Origin of the sequence: Chenggangzhangella methanolivorans (genome assembly GCF_019797865.1) — a bacterium.
Taxonomy (GTDB): Bacteria; Pseudomonadota; Alphaproteobacteria; order Rhizobiales; family Methylopilaceae; genus Methylopila; species Methylopila methanolivorans.
This window is the reverse complement of sequence record NZ_CP081869.1, coordinates 4,100,123-4,117,492: the sequence shown is the minus strand read 5'-3', so window position 1 is coordinate 4,117,492 and position 17,370 is coordinate 4,100,123. Positions and strand designations below refer to the sequence as shown.

Sequence of the window (17,370 nt, the reverse complement as noted above, 5' to 3'; positions counted from 1 at the left end):
AGGCGAAGCGTCTTCGGCTTGGCCCTTCGAGGCGCGGCCTGCGGCGGCCGCGCCTGTGCTCAGGGCGTCAGAGGCGGCCTGCGCCGCCCGACGTTTGCGTCACTTGCCGCCCGACAGCAGCCGCTCGACCTGCGCCCGCTCGGCGGGGCTCAGCTCCGGCTTGCCGTTCGAGACGGCGCGCGAGGCCTGCCCGATCGGGGTCGCAGAGGCCTGGACCGGCGAGCGGTAGCCGCGCAGCGTCGTGACGCCGCCTTTCGCTCCCACATAAGCGAAGTCGTTGATGTTGTCGTACGGGTCGCCCGACGAGATCAGGCTGCCCGGATTGAGCGTCAGCGTGGCGGCGGGCGTCTTCGTCTTCGAGGCGTCGTAGACGAGGATCTCGCTGCCGCGTCCGAAATAGATCCGGTCGTTGTCCGGCACATACTGCGCCGCCCAGAAATAGCCCGGCGCGCCGGCGCTGAAGTCGTTGATCACCTTGAAGTTCTCGAAGTTCGTCGTGCTGACGAGCTGCCCGTCATCGTGAAGTTGGCGTCATAGGCGCCGAGCAGGACATAGGCGGTCGAGCCCTTGAAGCTGATGTCGCGGATATCGTAGGGGCGATCCTTGGAGGGCTTCAGCACGTTCTTGACCTTGGCGGTCGAGAGGTCCGCGGCGTCGCCGCGATCCTCTGGAGGCGCGAGGCCTTGCTGTAGCTGCCGCCGCCCTGCGAGCCGCCGATGCCGGCGACGTAGAGGTCCGAGCCGTTCGCCGCGATCGCGAAGGCGTTCTTCACGAGGCCGGCGTTGTAATCGCCCTCCTTCAGCGTGATCGACTTGCCGCCCTTGACGGTGAAGCGCGCCAGCAGGCTGTCGGCGTAGTTCGAGAACGAGCCGTCGGGGAAGGCGAACAGCACGTAGAGCGTGTCGTTCACGACGACGATCGCCTGGCCGCGGGCGGCGAAGCCCTCCGGGGTGAGGCGCGCGGGAAGCGAATAGGTGACGCCCGTCTCGGCGAAGGTTCCCTTCGCGATCTCGACCACGCGGGCGTTGTCGTAGTCGAGCGCGTAGAGATATTTGCCGAGGCGGACGAGCCCGGACATGTTGCGCACGTTCGACCAGGTCGGGCTCGCGCTCGGCAGCGGGTTCGTGGCGGGCGCGGCGTTGTAGATGTATGTGGGCGGGATCGCGCCCGGCGCCGAGACGCGGTCGGTCACCGCGATGCGGAACTTGCCGTCGGCCGGAACCACGCCCTCGACGATCGGATCGCCGCCGAGGCCGGTGCGCAGATTGCGGATGACGGTGACGGCGCTTCCGTCGTCGCGGATGCGGCCGGCCATGCCCTGCGGGCCGCCATTGTAGGTGTAGACCGTGTAGGCGGCGTAGCCGTGGCGTCCTGGGCGCTTGCGGACGGCGCGGCGGCGAGGCAGAGCGCCGCGAGCCCGCTTGCGACGAGGGCCTTGAGCGGTCCGCCCTCCGTCCGGCGAGAGGCGTGAAGCGAGACTTCAGTCATGTTTATGCTCTCCATGTGAAAAATCGTTCGCCGTCAGAACGTCATCGTCGCGGTCGCGTAGACCGTGCGGCCTTGCTGCGGGTAATAGACGTTCGGTCGCAGATCCCAGTACTTTGGCTCTGACGTCGTCGGGTCCTGATGCAGCAGAAGTCCCGAAAACCTCTGCTTCGGACCGCGATTGAAGATGTCGGTGACGCCGCCAGAGATCTTGAGGCCGTTCTCGAACCGATAGTGCGATCCGAGATCGATCGTGGTGAGCGGCTCCTCATAGGCCTGCTTCTCCCGCGCGAACTGCGCGTGGTAGACGCGGCCCACGTAACGAAGCTCGGCGAAGGTCGTGAGCGCGCCCTCGAGGAAGTGGACGTTGAGGCGGGCGTTGGCGCTAAAGTCCGGATTGCGCAGGACGCGGAGCTTGCCGTCGACGACGCGCGCGTCGGTCCCGCCGAAGAAATAATAGGTGCCCTTGACGTAGCGGCCGTCCTGCAGCGTGCCGGCGAGATGAAGGTCGGCCCGGTCGCCGAAGGCGAGGTTCCCCTCGAACTCCAGGCCCCGCGTCAATGTCGTGCCAGAGTTGACGTATCTCGCGCCGGCGGGCGTCTGGTAGAATGTGATGGCGTTCTCCGGCGCTGGAAATAGGTGAGGCGGAAACCGCCCTTCCAGTCGCCGCAGAGCGCGCCGGTCCAGCCGAACCCCGAGTCGAAATTCGTCCCGTGCTCGCGCTTGAGCTGGCGGGCCTTCTTCGTGCTGTCGAGGTCGGGCGAGACGTAAACGCCGTCTCCGTAGATCTCGTAGAAGCTCGGGTAGCGGTTGTACGTGCCCGTGTTCGCGAACACCTCCCAGCCGTCGAACAGGCGCTTCTTGGCGCTGAGGCTCCAGCTCGGCTTCCAGCCGTAGTCGCCGGAGGCGCCGCCGAGCGGCGACAGGCGGCTGCCGAGGACCGGACCGTCGAGCTTTTCGAGGCGGCCGACGGGCGTGACCTCGAGGTCGCCGAGCGGACGGACCGTGATCGTGTCCTGCGCCTGGATCGTGCTGCGCCGGCGGGGAAAGCGGGTCAGCAGATCGCTGCCCTCGCGGTCGCTCGCATCGGCGTAGAGCGTCTCCCAGAGCTGCTCGGCCCGCACTTCCAGCCGGTGGCCGAGCGCCCAGTCCTTGCCGAGTTCGTAGGCCGCGTCGCCCGAGATCCCGTAGCGGCGCGTGCGGTAGTCCGACCAGATCGCGCCGACGCCCTGGAACCCGACCATGTCGAGGTTCCGGTAGCGTTTCGACTGGTCCATGAAGGTGCCGGTCGCGCCGACGGTGAGGTCGCCGAACGTGTCGCGCCAGCCGAAGGCGCCGTTGTGTTCGCTGACGCGCTGACGGCGGCGCTCGCTGTCGACGCCCGTGATCGGCGGATCCTTGACGTCCTCCCACCGAAGCGCGCCGAGATCGACCGCCGTCGGCATGAAGCGCTCCATGGCGTTGTAGGACCACTTCGCGAAGACGGTCTCGTTCTGCCACTTCAGGAGGCCGTTGGCCTTCTCGTAGTCGTTGTTGAGGCGGGTGCGGTCGGTCGGGCGCTGCGAGTTCGGATTGCGCTGCGCATAGGTGGTGCCGTCCGAATAGACGATCCGGTCCAGCGACTGACGGCGTATTTCGTGTAGTCGAAATCGCCCGTGCTCTTCTCGCCGTCGACGCCGATGAGCAGCGTGCCGCCGGCAAGCGGGGCGGTGACGCTGCCGAAGCCTGCCGCCGCCGAAGGAGCGCCCGCCCGCCGAGGCGCTCGAGCGCGCCTGGTCCGGCCGCTTCGTCACGATGTTGATCGCGCCGCCGAGCGGAGCTCCGGAAAACCGGGCCGGCGTCGTGCCGCGATAGACCTCGACCCGTTCGACGTTCGACATCGGGATCGTGGAGATGTCGGTCGCGGCCTCGCTCGCCGTGTTGTACGGCACGCCGTCGATGTAGATGTTCACCTGGCTGGGCGAGGAGCCGCGGATGCTGGCGGTGGTGTACTGGCCGGTGCCCGCCACCCGGCGCGCATAGACGCCGGGGATCTGGTCCAGCAGGTCGGGCAGAGACTTGTGCTCGCCCTTCACGTCGTCGGGATAGACGACCGAGACCTCGCCCGGCGACTGGACGTCCTTCAGCTTCGGCTCGTCGCCCACGACCGTGATGGTCTCGAGCTGCGTCGCCTCTTCGGCGTCCTCCGCGCTCTGGGCGAACGCCGGCGCGACCAGTCCGAGGGCGGCCGACAAGGCGCCCGCCGCACGCAAGGTCATGCCGAAGTTCATCGCGTCGTCCCCGCGCCTTGCGACTCGAGCGGGGGACTCCGTGGATCACGGTCGGCGCGTTTCGGGCGGATCGGCGCATGGGCCCGCCAGAACGAACCGATGCGGCCCCCGCCGCACCGTTGTCGCTCAGACGGACGAAGCCGCGCCCCGGCCATCCCCTGGGCCGCGGCAAGCGATCGGACGCCGGCAGGTCTCCTGGCTCGCGGGTCACGGCCCGACGCGCTGGCCTTCCCGGATCGGCTCCGACTCGCGGATCCCTTCCAGTGGCCGGAAGCTCAGGGCCTCGCCCCGCTTCCAACGCGCATCGAACTCGCCGCTTACAGTTGCAGGGACAGCCTCGGAATTGAGCGACACGTCGCTCTCACCGAGTTCCCAATTAAGCTTCTTTCGAAGCGCCGACGTGATCGAAGCCTTCGGCGCGAGCCGAAGACAGAGGCGACGCTAGCTGTCCGCGATCGTCTTCGCAATCGGACTTACGGCGTTCGCGCAGCCGTGATCGAACCGTCCATCGGATCTCGCGCTTTGCGGCCCGAGCCGCTACCAGTCGCGCTTCGACACGCCGGACGGCGGTGCGGGAGGGCGCATGCCCAAGACGATCAAGATCATCGGCATCGGCGCGGGCGACCCCGACCATCTCACCATCCAGGCCGTGAAGGCGCTGAGCCAGGTCGACGTCGTCTTCCTGATGGACAAGGGCCCGGCCAAGGAGAAGCTCAACGCGCTGCGGAAGAAGATCTGCGCGCGGCACATGGGCGAGCGCGCCTATCGCTTCGTGGACGCGGCCAACCCCGAGCGGGAGCGCGAGGGCGACTATCTCGCGGCCGTCGCCGATCTCAACGCGCGCAAACAGGCGGTGTTCGAGCGTCTCATCGCAGCGGAGCTCAGGGACGGCGAATGCGGGCCTTCCTCGTCTGGGGCGACCCTTCGCTTTACGACAGCACGATCCGGCTCGTCGAAGCGATCGCGGCGTCGGGACGCCATGATCTCGACTGGGACGTGATCCCCGGGATCACCAGCGTCCAGGCGCTGACCGCACGGCACCGCACGACGCTGAACGCGATCGGCCGCGCGGTCACGATCACGCCCGGGCGACGTCTGGCCGAGCGGTTTCCGGACGGGGTCGACAGCGTGGTGGTGATGCTCGACGCCGAAAACGCCTTCAGGCGGCTCCGCGAAGACGACGTCGACATCTACTGGGGCGCCTATGTCGGCACGCCGGACGAGATCCTGATCGCGGGAAAACTCGACGACGTCGCCGGCGAGATCGAGCGCGTCAGGGCCGAGGCCCGCGCGGCTCACGGCTGGATCATGGACAGCTATCTGTTGCGCCGTCCGACGGTTGCGGACAAAACGTCCGACTGACCCGTCCGCAGGACGTCGACCGCCGTGCGGGCGCGCTTCGCATCTCGCGCGAATGGCGTCGTCGAAACCGTGTCGGCGGTCAGCTCGCCGCGGCGGCCCGCTTCTTCACCGGCTCCGCAGTCCGCGGCGCGACCCGGGCTCGCAGGCTCAGCTCGACATGAACTTCGCGGGTCGGGAACGGTTCGGCGTCGTTGTGCGCGACAGCCGCGTCCGCCGGGAAAGCGGACTGCTCGCGGCCGCGATAGGCGACCGGGCTCTTGCTGGCCATTTCATCCTCCCTGGCGGCCGACTGGGCCGCCAACGCCCGAGGATTGACGATCAGCGTTAACGCGTTGTCAACGCGAGGCGGGCGTCGACGGCCGCGTGGCTCCGCTTCTGTTGCGGAAGCGTCACGCGGCCGTCAAGAGCGGAGAGCTCAGACGCGTCGGTTGAACAGCGACCCGATCACGGCGCCCAATCCGCCGGACGGCGGGGTGGAGCCGGACGAAGACGAGGAGCCCGTCGACGAGCTCGAGCCGGTCTGCGTCGTCGGCGTCGTGGACGGGGACGACGGCGCAGGCGAGGTCTGCGCCGGAGCCGCAGGCGTCGGAGCGGGCGCGGCCGGGGCCGGCTGCGCGGCGACGGGCTCCGTCGGAGCCGGGGCCGGTTCCGGGCTCGCAGCCACAGGCGCCGGGGCGACGGCGACCGGGGCCGCCGCGGGCTCGCTCGGCGCAGGCGCGGGCTGAGGCGTCGGGATCGTCACCGCGACGATGGGAGCCGGCGTTTCGTCCGCGGGCTCGACGACCGGTTCGGCGGGGACCGTCGCCACAGGCGCAGGCGTCGCCGGGCTCGGCTCGGCCTGGCTGGGCGCCGGCTGGCTGGAAACGGGCTGGAGGATCGCCGGGGCGGGCGCGGGCGTCGTCGGCTGGATCGTCGGCTGCGCGACGACGGCGACGGGCTGGACCGCAGCGGTCTGCTGGGCCGGGCTCGAGGCCGCCGGGACGGCCGCGGCTGCGCTCGCCTCCGGCTGGACGGCCGCCGCGGCGCTCGTACGCGTGGTCTCGACATAGCCGACATTCGCCAGCATTTCGTCGACGGACTTCACCTTCTCGCCGCCGCCGTCGGCCGCCGCCGCGGGTTCGGCGGCCGCCGCCACCGCCGCCGCCTTCGCCGAAGCGATCAGCTTGGAGACACGGTCGATACCGACCGTCGGGGTCTGGAGCGCGCCGAACAAGGCGGAGGTGCGCTGCGCGGCCGCAGCGGCGCGGTCGGAGGCGTCGTCCCGGCTCTCCGTCTTCGACGTGCGGACCGTGTCCGCGTTCGACGACCGCGTGGAAGAGGTGCGCGAGGAATAAGGATCGGACTGCGAGGAAATCGGACTGATCGACATGGCGTCCCCCACACGGCCTCCGAATGGAGACCGCAACGCCGCAGATCTGGCACGAGACCCCTCACGGCCTCGCTTCAAAATTCAATAGAATTTTAGGGACTTGTCGTTTTCTGGCGCGACTCGGCCGCTTACCAGTCGACGCCGAACGAATAGGACAGGCCCGCGCCCGCCGTGAACGCGTCCTTGGTGCCGAGCTTCTTGGCCACCGGGCTGTCTGCGGCTTCGCCGACGAGGCGGTTGTAGGCGCCGAACGCGGTCACGCTCCACGCGTCGCTCACGTCATAGGTGACGGCCCCGGCCGCGCCCACGGACTTCACGCCGCCCTTGGCCTTATACGGCGTGATCCGGCCGTTGGCCGCGGCTTCGCTCGCCGAGACGCCGAAATACTCGTTCATGAAGTCGCTGTCGCCGATCTCCATGCGCGGTCCGAGCGACACCGTGAAGGCGCCGAACTTCTGGATGTAGTCGGCCGAGACGTTGCCGACGAAGCCCTCATGGCCCCACGCCGTGGCGAAGCTCGCCGCGGATGCGGAACACGTCGACCGGATAGACCTCGACGAACGCGCCGGGCTCGATCGCCCAGTCGATGTCCTTCATACCGAAGAACTTCTTTACGTCGCTCGAATCGCGCTCGCCGCGGATGCGGGCCACGGGGCCCATCTGGAACCACGGCGTGTCGATCACCGCGAAGCCGAAGCCGTCGTCCGGCGCGCCAAACTTCCAGGGCTGGCCGGGACGGCGGATGCTGAGGCCGGGATAGCCGGACAGGCCGTATTTCGCCGCGCCCTCGAACTCGGGCTGAACGACGGCGGTGCCCTTGAGGGTCACGATCCAGCCTTCGTTCACGGCGGCGGCGGCCACAGGCGCGTCGATGGCCGGCATGTCGGCCGCAAACGCCGACGCCGAACCGAGCGCGGCGAGCGAGACGACCGTGGCGACGACGCGGAAAACCATGGAACTCTGCGACCCTGTCCTGACTTTTCGCGGCTGAAGCCCGCCGGAAAATCGAGAGCCATTTGCCCCGTTTTCGCACTGCAACGCAATGGCGTGACAGGCGATCCCGGCAAGGCGTGGCCATCGTGCCACGCCTGGTCTCGTCACCCCCGATACCGCCTGCGCCATGGTGCGGCATCACTTCCCCTCGCGGCCCGCCCCATTTCGATCGCGCGCGCTATAAGGGCCTCGTGAGCACGTCGTCTTCCGCAATGCCGCGCGGCCAAACCGCGCGAATGTTCCGCTTATGAAGCTCTACGACCTCGCCATCATCGGCGGCGGCGTCAACGGCTGCGGGATCGCGCGCGACGCCGCCGGCCGCGGCCTCGCCGTGCATCTGTGCGAGAAGGGCGACCTCGGCTCCGGCACGTCGTCCGCCTCGACCAAGCTCGCCCATGGCGGCCTGAGATATCTCGAGACCATGGAGTTCCGCCTCGTGCGCGAGGCGCTCGCCGAGCGCGAGGCGCTGCTGCGGATCGCGCCCCACATCGTGCGGCCGATGCGATTCGTGCTGCCGCATCGGCCCGGACTGCGGGCCTGGCCGATCATCCGGCTGGGGCTGTTCGTCTATGACAGCCTCGGCGGCCGGCGGACGCTTTCGGGCTCGCGGTCGATCGACCTCGCCAGGGACGACGCAGGCGCGTCGCTGCGCTCGCCCGACGGCCGCGCCTTCGAATATTCCGACTGCTGGGTCGACGACGCGCGGCTCGTGGTGCTGAACGCGATGGACGCGGCCGAACGCGGCGCGACGATCGCGACGCGCACCGCCTGCGTCGCGGCGGAGCGGACAGGCGGCGTCTGGCGCGTCACGCTCGACGGCCCGCAGGGGCGCTCGACGATCCGCGCCCGCGGCCTCGTCAACGCGGCCGGCCCCTGGGTTCCGGCCGTCGCGCAAGGGTCGCTCCGCGCCAACGCCGCCGCCGACGTCCGGCTCGTGCGCGGCAGCCACATCGTCACGCCGCGCCTGTTCGAGCACGACCGCGCCTATCTGCTCCAGCAACGCGACGGGCGCGTCGTGTTCGCGATTCCCTATGAGGACGATTTCACCCTGATCGGCACCACCGACGTCGATCACGACGGCGCGCCCGATCACGTCGAGCCGAGCGAGGCCGAGATCGAATATCTGTGCGAGGCGGCGAGCGACGTCTTTCGCGCAGGGGTCCGGCGCGAGGACGTCGTCTGGGCGTTTTCGGGCGTGCGCGCGCTCCACGCCGGCGGCGACGGCGCCGCGCAGAAGGCGAGCCGCGACTACGCGCTCGAACTCGAAGCCGGCGAGGGCCGCCCTCCCCTGCTCACGATCTATGGCGGCAAGCTCACCACCTATCGCCGCCTCGCCGAGGCCGCGCTCGACAAGCTCGCGCCGGCGATGTCGATCCCGCCCGGCCGATGGACCGGCCGGTCGCCGCTGCCGGGCGGCGGCGTGCCGGCGGCCGAGCCGCTCGCCGACCGCCTGGCCGCCCATCACCCTTATCTCTCCGAAGCCCTCGCGAGCCGCCTCGCCCGCACCTATGGGTCGCGGGCCTGGGACATTCTCGACGGCGCGACGAGCGCGCGGGCGCTCGGCTATGTGTTCGGCGCCGATCTCTCCGAGCGCGAGGTCCGCTACCTCGTCGCGCGCGAATGGGCCGAGACCGCCGAGGACGTGCTGTGGCGGCGCACCAAGCTCGGCCTGCGCTTCAGCGCCGAGGAGCGCGAGACGCTCGCCCGGTTCATGCCCGGAGGGGACGTGTGACGACGGCTCGGGCGGCGGCCTTGCCCTAAGGTTTCGGTTGCGGGCCAGGCCTTCGACGGGAAAGCTCCGGCGCCATGGCGGACCATATCGTCGCGATCGACCAGGGCACGACCTCGACGCGGGCGATCGTGTTCGACGCCAGACTGCGCCCTGTCGCGACCGCAAGCCGCGAATTCCGCCAGATCTTCCCGAAGCCCGGATGGGTGGAGCACGACCCGGAAGACCTCTGGGCGACGACCGTCGCGACCGTCTCCGAGGCCATGGCGCGCGCGGGCCTCACGGCTGCCGACGTCGCAGGGATCGGGATCGCCAACCAGCGCGAGACGACCGTGCTGTGGGACCGGCGCACCGGCAAGGCGGCCGCCAACGCCATCGTGTGGCAGGACCGGCGCACGGCCGCGATCTGCGCGACGATGCGCGAGGCGGGCGACGAACCCGAGGTCACAGCGCGCACCGGCCTCGTGCTCGACCCCTACTTTTCCGCCACGAAGCTCGGCTGGCTGCTGGACGAGACGGACGGCGCCCGCGAGCGGGCGCAGGCGGGCGACCTCGCCTTCGGCACAGTCGACGCCTTCCTGATCTGGCGGCTCACTGGCGGGGCGGTCCACGCGACCGACGCCACCAACGCCTGCCGCACCCTGCTCTACGAAGTGACCGAGGGCCGCTTCGACGAGCGCCTGTGCGAACGGTTCGGCGTGCCGGCCGCACTACTGCCGGAGATCCGCGACTCCTCCGGCTCGTTCGGCGAGACGCTTCCGGGCCTTTTCGGCGGCCCGATCAGAATCCTGGGCGTCGCCGGCGACCAGCAGGCCGCCACCGCCGGCCAGGCCTGTTTCGAGCCCGGAATGGCGAAGGTCACCTACGGCACCGGCGCCTTCGCGCTGCTCCACACCGGCGACGCTCCGGTGTTCTCGGACAACAAGCTGCTGACGACCGTCGCGCTGCAGCTCGGCGGGCGGAGGACCTTCGCGCTCGAAGGCGCGATCTTCGTCGCCGGCGCGGCCGTGCAGTGGCTGCGCGACGGGCTGAAGCTCGTGCGCGAGGCGAGCGAGACCGAGGCGCTGGCGAAGGCGGCCGATCCCGAACAGGACGTCTATCTCGTGCCGGCCTTCGTCGGCCTCGGCGCGCCGCATTGGGACCCGGAGGCGCGCGCCGCGCTGATCGGACTGACGCGCGGGACCGGACAGGCCGAAATCGCCCGCGCGACGCTCGAAAGCGTCGGCTACCAGACCGCCGATCTCATGGACGCGATGCGGGCGGACTGGCCGCGCGGCGAGGTCGGCCGCGCGCTGCGCGTCGACGGCGGCATGGTCGCGAGCGACTGGACCATGCAGTTCCTCGCCGACATCCTCGACGTCGAGGTCGACAGGCCGGAAATCCGCGAGACCACGGCGCTCGGCGCCGCCTATCTCGCGGGGCTTGCGGCGGGAGTTTGTCCGGAGCCTGCGGAGTTCGCGAAAGCCTGGCGGCTCGAACGGCGGTTCTCGCCCGCGATGGACGCCGAGACGCGCCGCCGCAAGCTCGCGGGATGGGCGGACGCAGTCGGGCGCGTGAAGAGCCGGTGAGGCCTCAGCCGGCCGCGCCCGAATAGGGGCGATAGCGGCGGCGGTGATAGGACAGCCCGTCGGTCGGCCCCTTGGCGAAGCGGACCGCCTCGAGCTGCACCACCATGGCGGCGTGGGTGCCCACCACGATCTCGGAGACGATGCGCCCGTCGAACACCGCGAGCGCATGTGCGAGCGTCGGCGCGCCGGTGATGAGCGGCGCCCATTCGCCATGGGCGAAGCGGTCGTCGCCCGCGCCGCCCGACGAGCGCGAGAACGCCCGGGCGATGTCCTCCTGGTCGGCCGAGAGCGCGTTCACGGCCACGATGCCGTTCTGGCTCGCGATGCGGTGGCTGCGGCTCGACAGGTTGAGGCAGACGACGAGCGTCGGCGGCTGGTCGGTGAGGCTGACCACCGAGGTCGCGGTGGCGCCGTGGCGTCCCGCCGGCCCATCGGTCGTCACGACATGGACGGTGGCGGCGATGCGCGACATCGCTTCCCGGAAGCGTTCGGCCTCCGGCGAGGGTTCGGTCACGGCGATTTTCGTCTTCATCGATCCGCCTTCAACGTGACGTCGCGACTTTGCGCGCCCAACATGGCATGAGCGCGGTTGTGGCCCAGTTAATCCGGCCGCGGAATCACCGCCATCGCGAACCGAAGACGACCCCGCCATGCAGACCTTCTTCGTCCAGATCAAATGCGAACTCGGCCGCACCTACGAGGTCGCGGAAATGCTCGCCGATCAAGAGCTGCATTCGGAGATCTATTCGACCGCGGGCGACTACGACCTGATCGTGAAGTACCATGTCGAGGACGGCGTCGACGTCGGCCACTTCATCGGCGAGAACGTCCACGCGATCGACGGCGTCCGCGACACCTACACGCTCGTGACCTACAAGGCGTTCTGAGGCTTTCGCGCTCTCTCCGCAGACTGAATCCGGGCTCGGAACCGAACCGCGTGCTTCGAGACGCAGCCCGGTCGGGCCGCTCCTCAGCATGAGGAGCGTCGGCGCGGCGCCCCTCATCCCGGCCGAAGAGCCGGGATCCAGAACCGAGCCGGTCCGCCCAGATTTCGAAAGCGCGTCGGTTCTGGGTCCCGGATCAAGTCCGGGACAAGAAAGGCGGCTCGCCTCACGCCTGCCGGGCGAGGATCGCCTTCACTTCCTCGACGAGCCGGTCCTCCGCCACCGTCACCTGCGCGGGGCGGCTCTCGGTCCATTCGGCGCGGTCGGCGATCGCCTTGGCGGCGGCGGCGCCTGCGACGAGGTCCTTCAGCGTCACCTCGCCCTTCTCGCGCTCGTCCGAGCCCTGGATGACGACGCAGGGGGAGCGGCGCCGGTCGGCGTATTTCATCTGCGCCTTCATGCCCGAGCCGCCGAGATAGACCTCGGCCGTGATCCCGGCGTCGCGCAGGCGCTTGGCCTGGGCCATCGAGTCGCCGATGCGGTCCCGGTCCATGACGAGCACCACGACCGGGCCGTCCGCCCGGGTCTCCTCCTCGCCCTTCAGCGCCGAGAGCGCGGCGAGCAGGCGCGAGACGCCGATGGAGAAGCCCGTGGCGGGAACGTTCTCGGCCATGAAGCGGCCGACCAGCCCGTCATAACGCCCACCGCCGCCCACAGAACCGAACTGGATCGGGCGGTCCTCGTCGTCGTGGACGGTGAAGGTAAGCTCGGCCTCGTAGACCGGGCCGGTGTAGTATTCGAGGCCGCGCACCACCGCCGGATCGACCGAGACGCGGCCTGAGTAGCCCGCCGCATCGACGAGCTTGGCGATCGTCGCCAGTTCTTCGGCGCCTTCGCGGCCGGTCGCGGTCTCGGCGAAGGCTTCCGCGAGCGCCGCGGCCGTCTCCTCGTTCGAGCCGCGCTTTGCCTCGAGGATCGACAGCACGCGGCTCGCCGCCGCCTCATCGAGCCCCGCGCCCTTAGTGAAATCCCCGCTCTCGTCCTTGCGGCCGGCGCCCAGCAGCGCCCGCACCCCGTCCGGCCCCAGCCGGTCGAGCTTGTCGATCGCGCGCAGCACCGTCAGCCGGCGACCCGCGTTCTCCTCGCCGCCGAGGCCGATCGCCTCCATGACGCCGTCGAGGATCTTGCGGTTGTTGACCTTGATGACGTAGTCGCCGCGCTTGACGCCCACGGCCTCCAGCGTGTCGGCCATCATCATGCACATCTCGGCGTCCGCCGTGACGTTCGGCGCGCCCACGATGTCGGCGTCAAACTGCAGGAACTGGCGGAAGCGGCCCGGGCCCGGCTTCTCGTTGCGGAACACCGGCCCGAAGCGATAGCTGCGATAGGGCTTCGGCAACCGCTGAAAGTTCTCCGCCACGAAGCGCGCGAGCGGCGCGGTGAGGTCGTAGCGAAGCGACATCCACTGCTGGTCGTCGTCCTGAAGCGAAAACACGCCGGCGTTCGGACGGTCCTGGTCCGGCAGGAACTTGCCGAGCGCGTCGGTGTATTCAAACACCGGCGTCTCCAGCCCCTCGAAGCCCCAGAGCTCATAGGTCGCGCGGATCGCCTCGGCCATCTCGCGCACGGCTTTCAGCTCGGCCGCGCCGCGGTCGGCGAATCCGCGCGGCGAACGCGGCGCGATAAGGTCTGAGCGAGAAGCCATCGAAAACGTCCGGATTCTGGAAAGCCGCCGGGGCCACGACGGCCCCTGCCCGGCTGCTCCTAGAGAAAATCAGCTTCGCGCGAAAGCCTGAGGTCCGAAGGAGGATGGGGAAGCGCACGGTTGCGGGGCGTTGCAAAAACACCCACCTACCGTGGGGAAGTTGTGGGACGACGCCCCCGACATTGACGCGGGACGCCTCCGCCGGTATCAATAAAATGCAGTTGGATCAGTAGTTTATAGCTATTCTAATCTGCATTCGAGAGACGTCAGACACCACCGTTGGACGCCCAATGATCGTCTGCTCCTGTAACGTACTGAGCGACGCCCAGATTCGGACGACGATCGGCGACGTCGAGGCCAAGCCTCAGACGCCCGGTCAGGTCTATCGCTGCCTCGGCTGCAGCCCGCAATGCGGGCGCTGCGCGCGCACGATCCGGGCCATGCTCGCCGACATCAAGGGTCTGCAGCCGCGCACCGACGAGGCTTCGGCTTGCGGAACGTGCCCTGCCGCCTGCCCCGCCGTGACGCATGGCGTCGGCGAGGTGCTGGACTTCGTCGACGACGTCGTCGAGGTCGCGACGATCGACCGCCGCCGCGCGGGCTGACCGCGGCGTTTTCCGACTGTCATCCGCGTTCCTGCCCCTATAACGCTTCCAAGGAATGCGTTTCGGGGTTGGCTTGCTCGTGGCCGCCACCTAGTTTAGAAGCATTCTAGGTTTTGGGACGGCGGCGGCGACGCCGCGAGGGAGCTTGCCATGAAGGGCGACGCGAAAGTCATCGAATATCTCAACCGCGGCCTCCGCTCCGAGATGACCGCGATCAACCAGTACTGGCTGCATTACCGCCTGCTGGACGACTGGGGCTATCTCGAGCTCGCCAAGAAGTGGCGCAAAGAGTCGATCGAGGAGATGGAGCACGCGGACAAGTTCGTAACGCGCATCATCTTCCTCGAGGGCTTCCCGAACATGCAGGTGCTCGACCCGCTGCGGATCGGCCAGAGCGTCAAGGAAATCCTCGAATGCGACCTCGCGGCCGAGCTCGAGGCCCGCGCGCTTTATCGCGAGGCGGCGCTCTATTGCCAGGACATCGGCGACCTGCCGTCGAAGAATCTCTTCGAGGAGCTGATGACCGACGAGGAAGGCCACATCGACTTCCTCGAGACGCAGCTCAACCTCGTGGCCCAGCTCGGCGAGCAGCTCTACGCCCAGAAGCATGTCGGCCACGTCGGCGGCGAAGACTGAGTTTTCCTGAGCCTTCGGGCTTTGCGGAATGACGAACGGCCGGAGGGTGACCTCCGGCCGTTTTTGTTTGGGAGCGCTGGACCCTCAGCCGTCATGCCCGCGTCTTCGCGGGCATGACGGCGGAGAGGGCGACGTCTGGGCTCACCCCAACGGAAAGGCCTGACCCATCACCGCCTGCGCGAACACCGCGACGGTGATCGCCGCGATCGCGACGCCCGCGGCGATGACCAACCGCCGCGATCCGAGCGCCCCGAACGCGCCCGTCGTCAAGGCGGCGACGACGGGCAGAAGCTGCTCGCCATGCATGCCGAAGAAATGCGCGACCCGGAGGTCGCCGCCCGCCCGGTTCCAGCCGAACAGGGGCGTCGCGCCGCCGACCGCGCCGACATTGTGCCCTGCCCCATATTGCTGGCTCATATACAAGCCGGACAGCGCCCCGAGCACGACCGTGAGCGCGATCCCCGCCACGACCGCGAGCCTGAGCGTCGGGTCGAGCCCGCGAACAGGACGCCGCCAGATCTCGAGCGCGAGCGGGATCTTGGTCAGGAGCATCGTCAGCGCGGCCGCGCCCATCGCCCCATAGAGCCAGAAATGCGCGGCGTCGGCGCGGTTGAAATGCGACCGTTCGCCGAGCCCCGCCTGAAGCGTGATGTAGCCGAGCTCGAACACGCCCGCGGCGATGACGATCCGCACGCTCCAGCGCAACGCCGGAGCGTCTCGACGGTCGGGCCGGACATAGCCAAAGAACCAGGCGGAGGTGAGCAGGAACACGCCCGTCGACAGGAAGAACTTCGCGGGCTTGGTCCAGACCGAGACGCCGTCGAGCGTCCGTCCGTCGAACAGCTGAAGCGCCGAGGCGACGGCGAACAGCGCGAGGAACGCAAACCCCGCCGCGGCGAGCGCCGGCTGGCGCTCCCGAAGCTCCGCGATCGGCGAGGCGCTGCGGATCGCGGCGGCGTCGAACGTGGCGGCGGCGCTCATGACAGGCTCTCCTGCAGGCGCCCGCCCTGGCCGATGCGGATGATGACATAGGTCAGCAGCCCCACCGGACCGAACAGGAACGTCAAGGCGAGGGTCGGCGGAACCAGGATCGCGGGCGTTCCGGCGCGCGCGGCGTCGCGGGCGATCAGCGTGCCGACGATGAGGTCGAAGGCGAGGTAGTGGATCCAGCCGGCGGTCAGCGCATGGTCGTTCTGGAACAGAGCCCGCACCTCGTCGATCGACCCGAAGCCGCCCGACGCGCCGCCGGCCAGACCCGCGATCAGCGAACCGAGATAGGCGACGGCGAAGAGCGCCGGAACCGCGATCCCGGTCGAGATCCAGACCGTGGGCCGGATGCGGGCCAAGAAGGCCGAAAGGCCGAGCGCGAGCCAGCCGACAAGCGCGATGGAGTTGGAGGCTGCGAAGACGTCGTCAGGGGTGAGCATGGCTTGCCATCCATTATCTTTACATCGTACAGATGACCATGAGCGATAATCTTTACACTGTCAAGACTCCGGCGGTGACCTCGCAGAAGCGTGAGGGCTACCATCATGGCGACCTCCGCGCGGCGCTGGTGCGCGCGGCCGAAGAGGTGATCGCCGAGCGTGGCGTGGACGGGTTTTCGCTGCGCGAGGCGGCGCGCCGGGCCGGCGTGTCCGCCGCCGCGCCCCAGCACCATTTCGGCGACGCCCGAGGTCTGCTCACCGCCGTGGCGCGGCTCGGCTTCGAGGGACTTTGCGAGGCGCTCGTCGCCGCGAACGCCGCACATCCCATGCCCGCGGGAGACGAGGCCGCCCGTCGCGCCCGTCTCGACGCCCAGGCGCGCGCCTATGTGGCGTTCGCCATCGCCGAGCCCGCGCGGTTCGACGTGATGTGGCGGAAAGCGCGGATCGACACCTCAGACGAGGCCTATCACGCCGCCGCCCGCCGGGCCTTCGTGCTGCTCGACGAGGCCATTCGCGGCGAGGCGGCGGAACAGTGCGAGGGCCCGCGCGACCCGCGGACGATCGCGGCGTGGGCGGCCGTCCACGGCTTCGCGAGGCTCGCGCTCGACGGAGCGTTTGGGCCCGACCCGCAAGGCGCCGCCGACGCGATGCTCGGCGCGGTGATCGGGCGGCTTGATCTTTAGAACGGCCAGCGCGCGCGGAGTTCGTCCTCCGTCCCGTCGAAGGCGTCGCGATCGCAGGGGCCGATCCCGTCGACCTCGCGCGGCTCGGCGCCCGAAGCGCCGTCCGTGTGCTGCCAGAGCGTCCAGCGCGCCCACAGCGCCGGCACGCCCCGCGGCGCATCGCTGAAGCGCGCGTACCAGAGCCGACAGCGCGCCAGCGGCGACGCCTCGACGCCCGCAAGCGTCTCGCGCAGGTGGCGGCCGCCATAGACCACCGGAGGCCGCCCGATCCGCGCCTCGACCAGCGCCACGAACTCTTCGGCCTGCGCGAGGCTCATGTCGGCGCCGGCCGTGCTCTCCTCCCAGTCGAGGCAGACGAGTTCGTCGGGCTGAGGATCGGCGTAGGCGAGATAGTTCTCGACCTGCGCCGCCACCTCGACGCCGCTCGAATAGTGATAGGAGCCCCACAGCAGGCCCGCGGCCCGCGCGGCCTCGCGCCGCTCGCGGAACCTCGGGTCACGGAACGTCGCGCCCTCGGTGGCCTTGTGGATCACGGCGACGATCCCAGCCCTGCGCACGGCGGTCCAGTCGGCCACATGGTTGTGGTGCGAGAGGTCGATCACGCCGTCGAACATGGTCGCTCCGATGGTGCGCGCTTCGAGACGGCCCGTCGGG

20 protein-coding genes, 1 pseudogene and 1 riboswitch are annotated in these 17,370 nt (G+C 69.4%); of the genes and pseudogenes, 7 read left to right on the top strand and 14 right to left on the bottom strand.

Annotation, left to right across the window (positions count from 1 at the left end; all coding sequences use genetic code 11):
* Nucleotides 1-99: 99 nt before the first annotated feature.
* The 5 genes from K6K41_RS21590 to K6K41_RS21570 all read right to left on the bottom strand — a co-directional run bounded on the left by K6K41_RS21590 (nt 100) and on the right by K6K41_RS21570 (nt 3,755).
* Nucleotides 100-474 (bottom strand): hypothetical protein, encoded by a 375-nt coding sequence (locus K6K41_RS21590; RefSeq protein WP_261402213.1) that lies wholly within the window; start codon nt 472-474, stop codon nt 100-102.
* Nucleotides 471-620: a hypothetical protein gene (locus K6K41_RS21585; protein ID WP_261402212.1), complete on the bottom strand. Its 150-nt coding sequence runs from the start codon at nt 618-620 to the stop codon at nt 471-473. The genes K6K41_RS21590 and K6K41_RS21585 overlap by 4 nt, the downstream gene beginning before the upstream one ends.
* Nucleotides 614-1,315: a hypothetical protein gene (locus tag K6K41_RS21580; protein WP_261402211.1), complete on the bottom strand. Its 702-nt coding sequence runs from the start codon at nt 1,313-1,315 to the stop codon at nt 614-616. The genes K6K41_RS21585 and K6K41_RS21580 overlap by 7 nt, the downstream gene beginning before the upstream one ends.
* Before the next feature lie 206 nt (nt 1,316-1,521).
* Entirely contained in the window at nt 1,522-2,046 is a 525-nt protein-coding gene (locus K6K41_RS21575; protein WP_261402210.1) for a TonB-dependent receptor, read from the bottom strand.
* The gene (locus K6K41_RS21570) at nt 2,043-3,755 is read right to left on the bottom strand and encodes a TonB-dependent receptor plug domain-containing protein (RefSeq protein WP_261402209.1); all 1,713 of its coding nucleotides are present in this window, start codon (nt 3,753-3,755) and stop codon (nt 2,043-2,045) included. The genes K6K41_RS21575 and K6K41_RS21570 overlap by 4 nt, the downstream gene beginning before the upstream one ends.
* 168 nt (nt 3,756-3,923) lie before the next feature.
* Nucleotides 3,924-4,170: riboswitch (cobalamin riboswitch) on the bottom strand.
* A gap of 168 nt (nt 4,171-4,338) precedes the next feature.
* Between K6K41_RS21570 and cobF the strand changes: the two are divergent.
* Nucleotides 4,339-5,117, top strand: a pseudogene (gene cobF / locus K6K41_RS21565) (precorrin-6A synthase (deacetylating)).
* A 79-nt stretch (nt 5,118-5,196) separates the two neighbouring features.
* Here the strand turns inward: cobF and K6K41_RS21560 are convergent.
* The 4 genes from K6K41_RS21560 to K6K41_RS21545 all read right to left on the bottom strand — a co-directional run bounded on the left by K6K41_RS21560 (nt 5,197) and on the right by K6K41_RS21545 (nt 7,440).
* The gene (locus K6K41_RS21560; protein ID WP_261402208.1) at nt 5,197-5,385 is read right to left on the bottom strand and encodes a hypothetical protein; all 189 of its coding nucleotides are present in this window, start codon (nt 5,383-5,385) and stop codon (nt 5,197-5,199) included.
* A 147-nt stretch (nt 5,386-5,532) separates the two neighbouring features.
* Nucleotides 5,533-6,486, bottom strand: coding sequence for a hypothetical protein (locus K6K41_RS21555; protein WP_261402207.1), 954 nt, complete (start codon nt 6,484-6,486; stop codon nt 5,533-5,535).
* Nucleotides 6,487-6,614: 128 nt separating this feature from the next.
* A complete protein-coding gene (locus K6K41_RS21550) occupies nt 6,615-6,947 on the bottom strand; it encodes a MipA/OmpV family protein (protein WP_261405807.1) in 333 nt (110 codons plus the stop codon).
* A gap of 31 nt (nt 6,948-6,978) precedes the next feature.
* Nucleotides 6,979-7,440 (bottom strand): MipA/OmpV family protein, encoded by a 462-nt coding sequence (locus K6K41_RS21545; RefSeq protein ID WP_261402206.1) that lies wholly within the window; start codon nt 7,438-7,440, stop codon nt 6,979-6,981.
* 286 nt (nt 7,441-7,726) lie between these two features.
* Between K6K41_RS21545 and glpD the strand changes: the two genes are divergently transcribed.
* Both glpD and glpK read left to right on the top strand, forming a co-directional pair.
* Nucleotides 7,727-9,211: a glycerol-3-phosphate dehydrogenase gene (glpD, locus tag K6K41_RS21540; RefSeq protein WP_261402205.1), complete on the top strand. Its 1,485-nt coding sequence runs from the start codon at nt 7,727-7,729 to the stop codon at nt 9,209-9,211.
* Between the two features lie 74 nt (nt 9,212-9,285).
* Nucleotides 9,286-10,776, top strand: coding sequence for a glycerol kinase GlpK (glpK, locus tag K6K41_RS21535; RefSeq protein WP_261402204.1), 1,491 nt, complete (start codon nt 9,286-9,288; stop codon nt 10,774-10,776).
* Between the two features lie 4 nt (nt 10,777-10,780).
* Here glpK and K6K41_RS21530 read toward each other — a convergent pair whose 3' ends face one another.
* Nucleotides 10,781-11,308, bottom strand: coding sequence for a flavin reductase (locus tag K6K41_RS21530; protein WP_261402203.1), 528 nt, complete (start codon nt 11,306-11,308; stop codon nt 10,781-10,783).
* A 118-nt stretch (nt 11,309-11,426) separates the two neighbouring features.
* On the opposite strand from K6K41_RS21530, the gene K6K41_RS21525 reads away from it, so the two are divergent.
* Nucleotides 11,427-11,663 carry an Lrp/AsnC family transcriptional regulator gene (locus K6K41_RS21525; protein ID WP_261402202.1) on the top strand — a complete coding sequence of 79 codons (237 nt, stop codon included), beginning with the start codon at nt 11,427-11,429 and terminating at the stop codon, nt 11,661-11,663.
* A 223-nt stretch (nt 11,664-11,886) separates the two neighbouring features.
* Here K6K41_RS21525 and hisS read toward each other — a convergent pair whose 3' ends face one another.
* A complete protein-coding gene (hisS, locus tag K6K41_RS21520) occupies nt 11,887-13,365 on the bottom strand; it encodes a histidine--tRNA ligase (RefSeq protein WP_261402201.1) in 1,479 nt (492 codons plus the stop codon).
* 290 nt (nt 13,366-13,655) lie between these two features.
* Here hisS and K6K41_RS21515 point away from each other — a divergent pair, with 290 nt between their 5' ends.
* Both K6K41_RS21515 and bfr read left to right on the top strand, forming a co-directional pair.
* Complete coding sequence (locus K6K41_RS21515) at nt 13,656-13,970, top strand: (2Fe-2S)-binding protein (protein ID WP_261402200.1); 315 nt, start codon at nt 13,656-13,658, stop codon at nt 13,968-13,970.
* Nucleotides 13,971-14,120: 150 nt separating this feature from the next.
* Nucleotides 14,121-14,606, top strand: a complete 486-nt coding sequence (gene bfr / locus K6K41_RS21510) for a bacterioferritin (RefSeq protein ID WP_261402199.1) — start codon at nt 14,121-14,123, stop codon at nt 14,604-14,606.
* 141 nt (nt 14,607-14,747) lie between these two features.
* On the opposite strand, the gene K6K41_RS21505 is transcribed toward bfr, so the two are convergent.
* Nucleotides 14,748-15,587 carry a hypothetical protein gene (locus K6K41_RS21505; RefSeq protein ID WP_261402198.1) on the bottom strand — a complete coding sequence of 280 codons (840 nt, stop codon included), beginning with the start codon at nt 15,585-15,587 and terminating at the stop codon, nt 14,748-14,750.
* Entirely contained in the window at nt 15,584-16,033 is a 450-nt protein-coding gene (locus K6K41_RS21500; RefSeq protein WP_261402197.1) for an ABA4-like family protein, read from the bottom strand. The genes K6K41_RS21505 and K6K41_RS21500 overlap by 4 nt, the downstream gene beginning before the upstream one ends.
* Nucleotides 16,034-16,071: 38 nt before the next feature.
* Between K6K41_RS21500 and K6K41_RS21495 the strand changes: the two genes are divergently transcribed.
* On the top strand, nt 16,072-16,716 hold the full coding sequence (locus tag K6K41_RS21495) for a TetR/AcrR family transcriptional regulator (RefSeq protein ID WP_261402196.1): 645 nt from the start codon (nt 16,072-16,074) through the stop codon (nt 16,714-16,716).
* Here the strand turns inward: K6K41_RS21495 and K6K41_RS21490 are convergent.
* A complete protein-coding gene (locus tag K6K41_RS21490; protein ID WP_261402195.1) occupies nt 16,713-17,330 on the bottom strand; it encodes a glycoside hydrolase family 25 protein in 618 nt (205 codons plus the stop codon). The genes K6K41_RS21495 and K6K41_RS21490 overlap by 4 nt on opposite strands.
* Nucleotides 17,331-17,370: the final 40 nt, after the last annotated feature.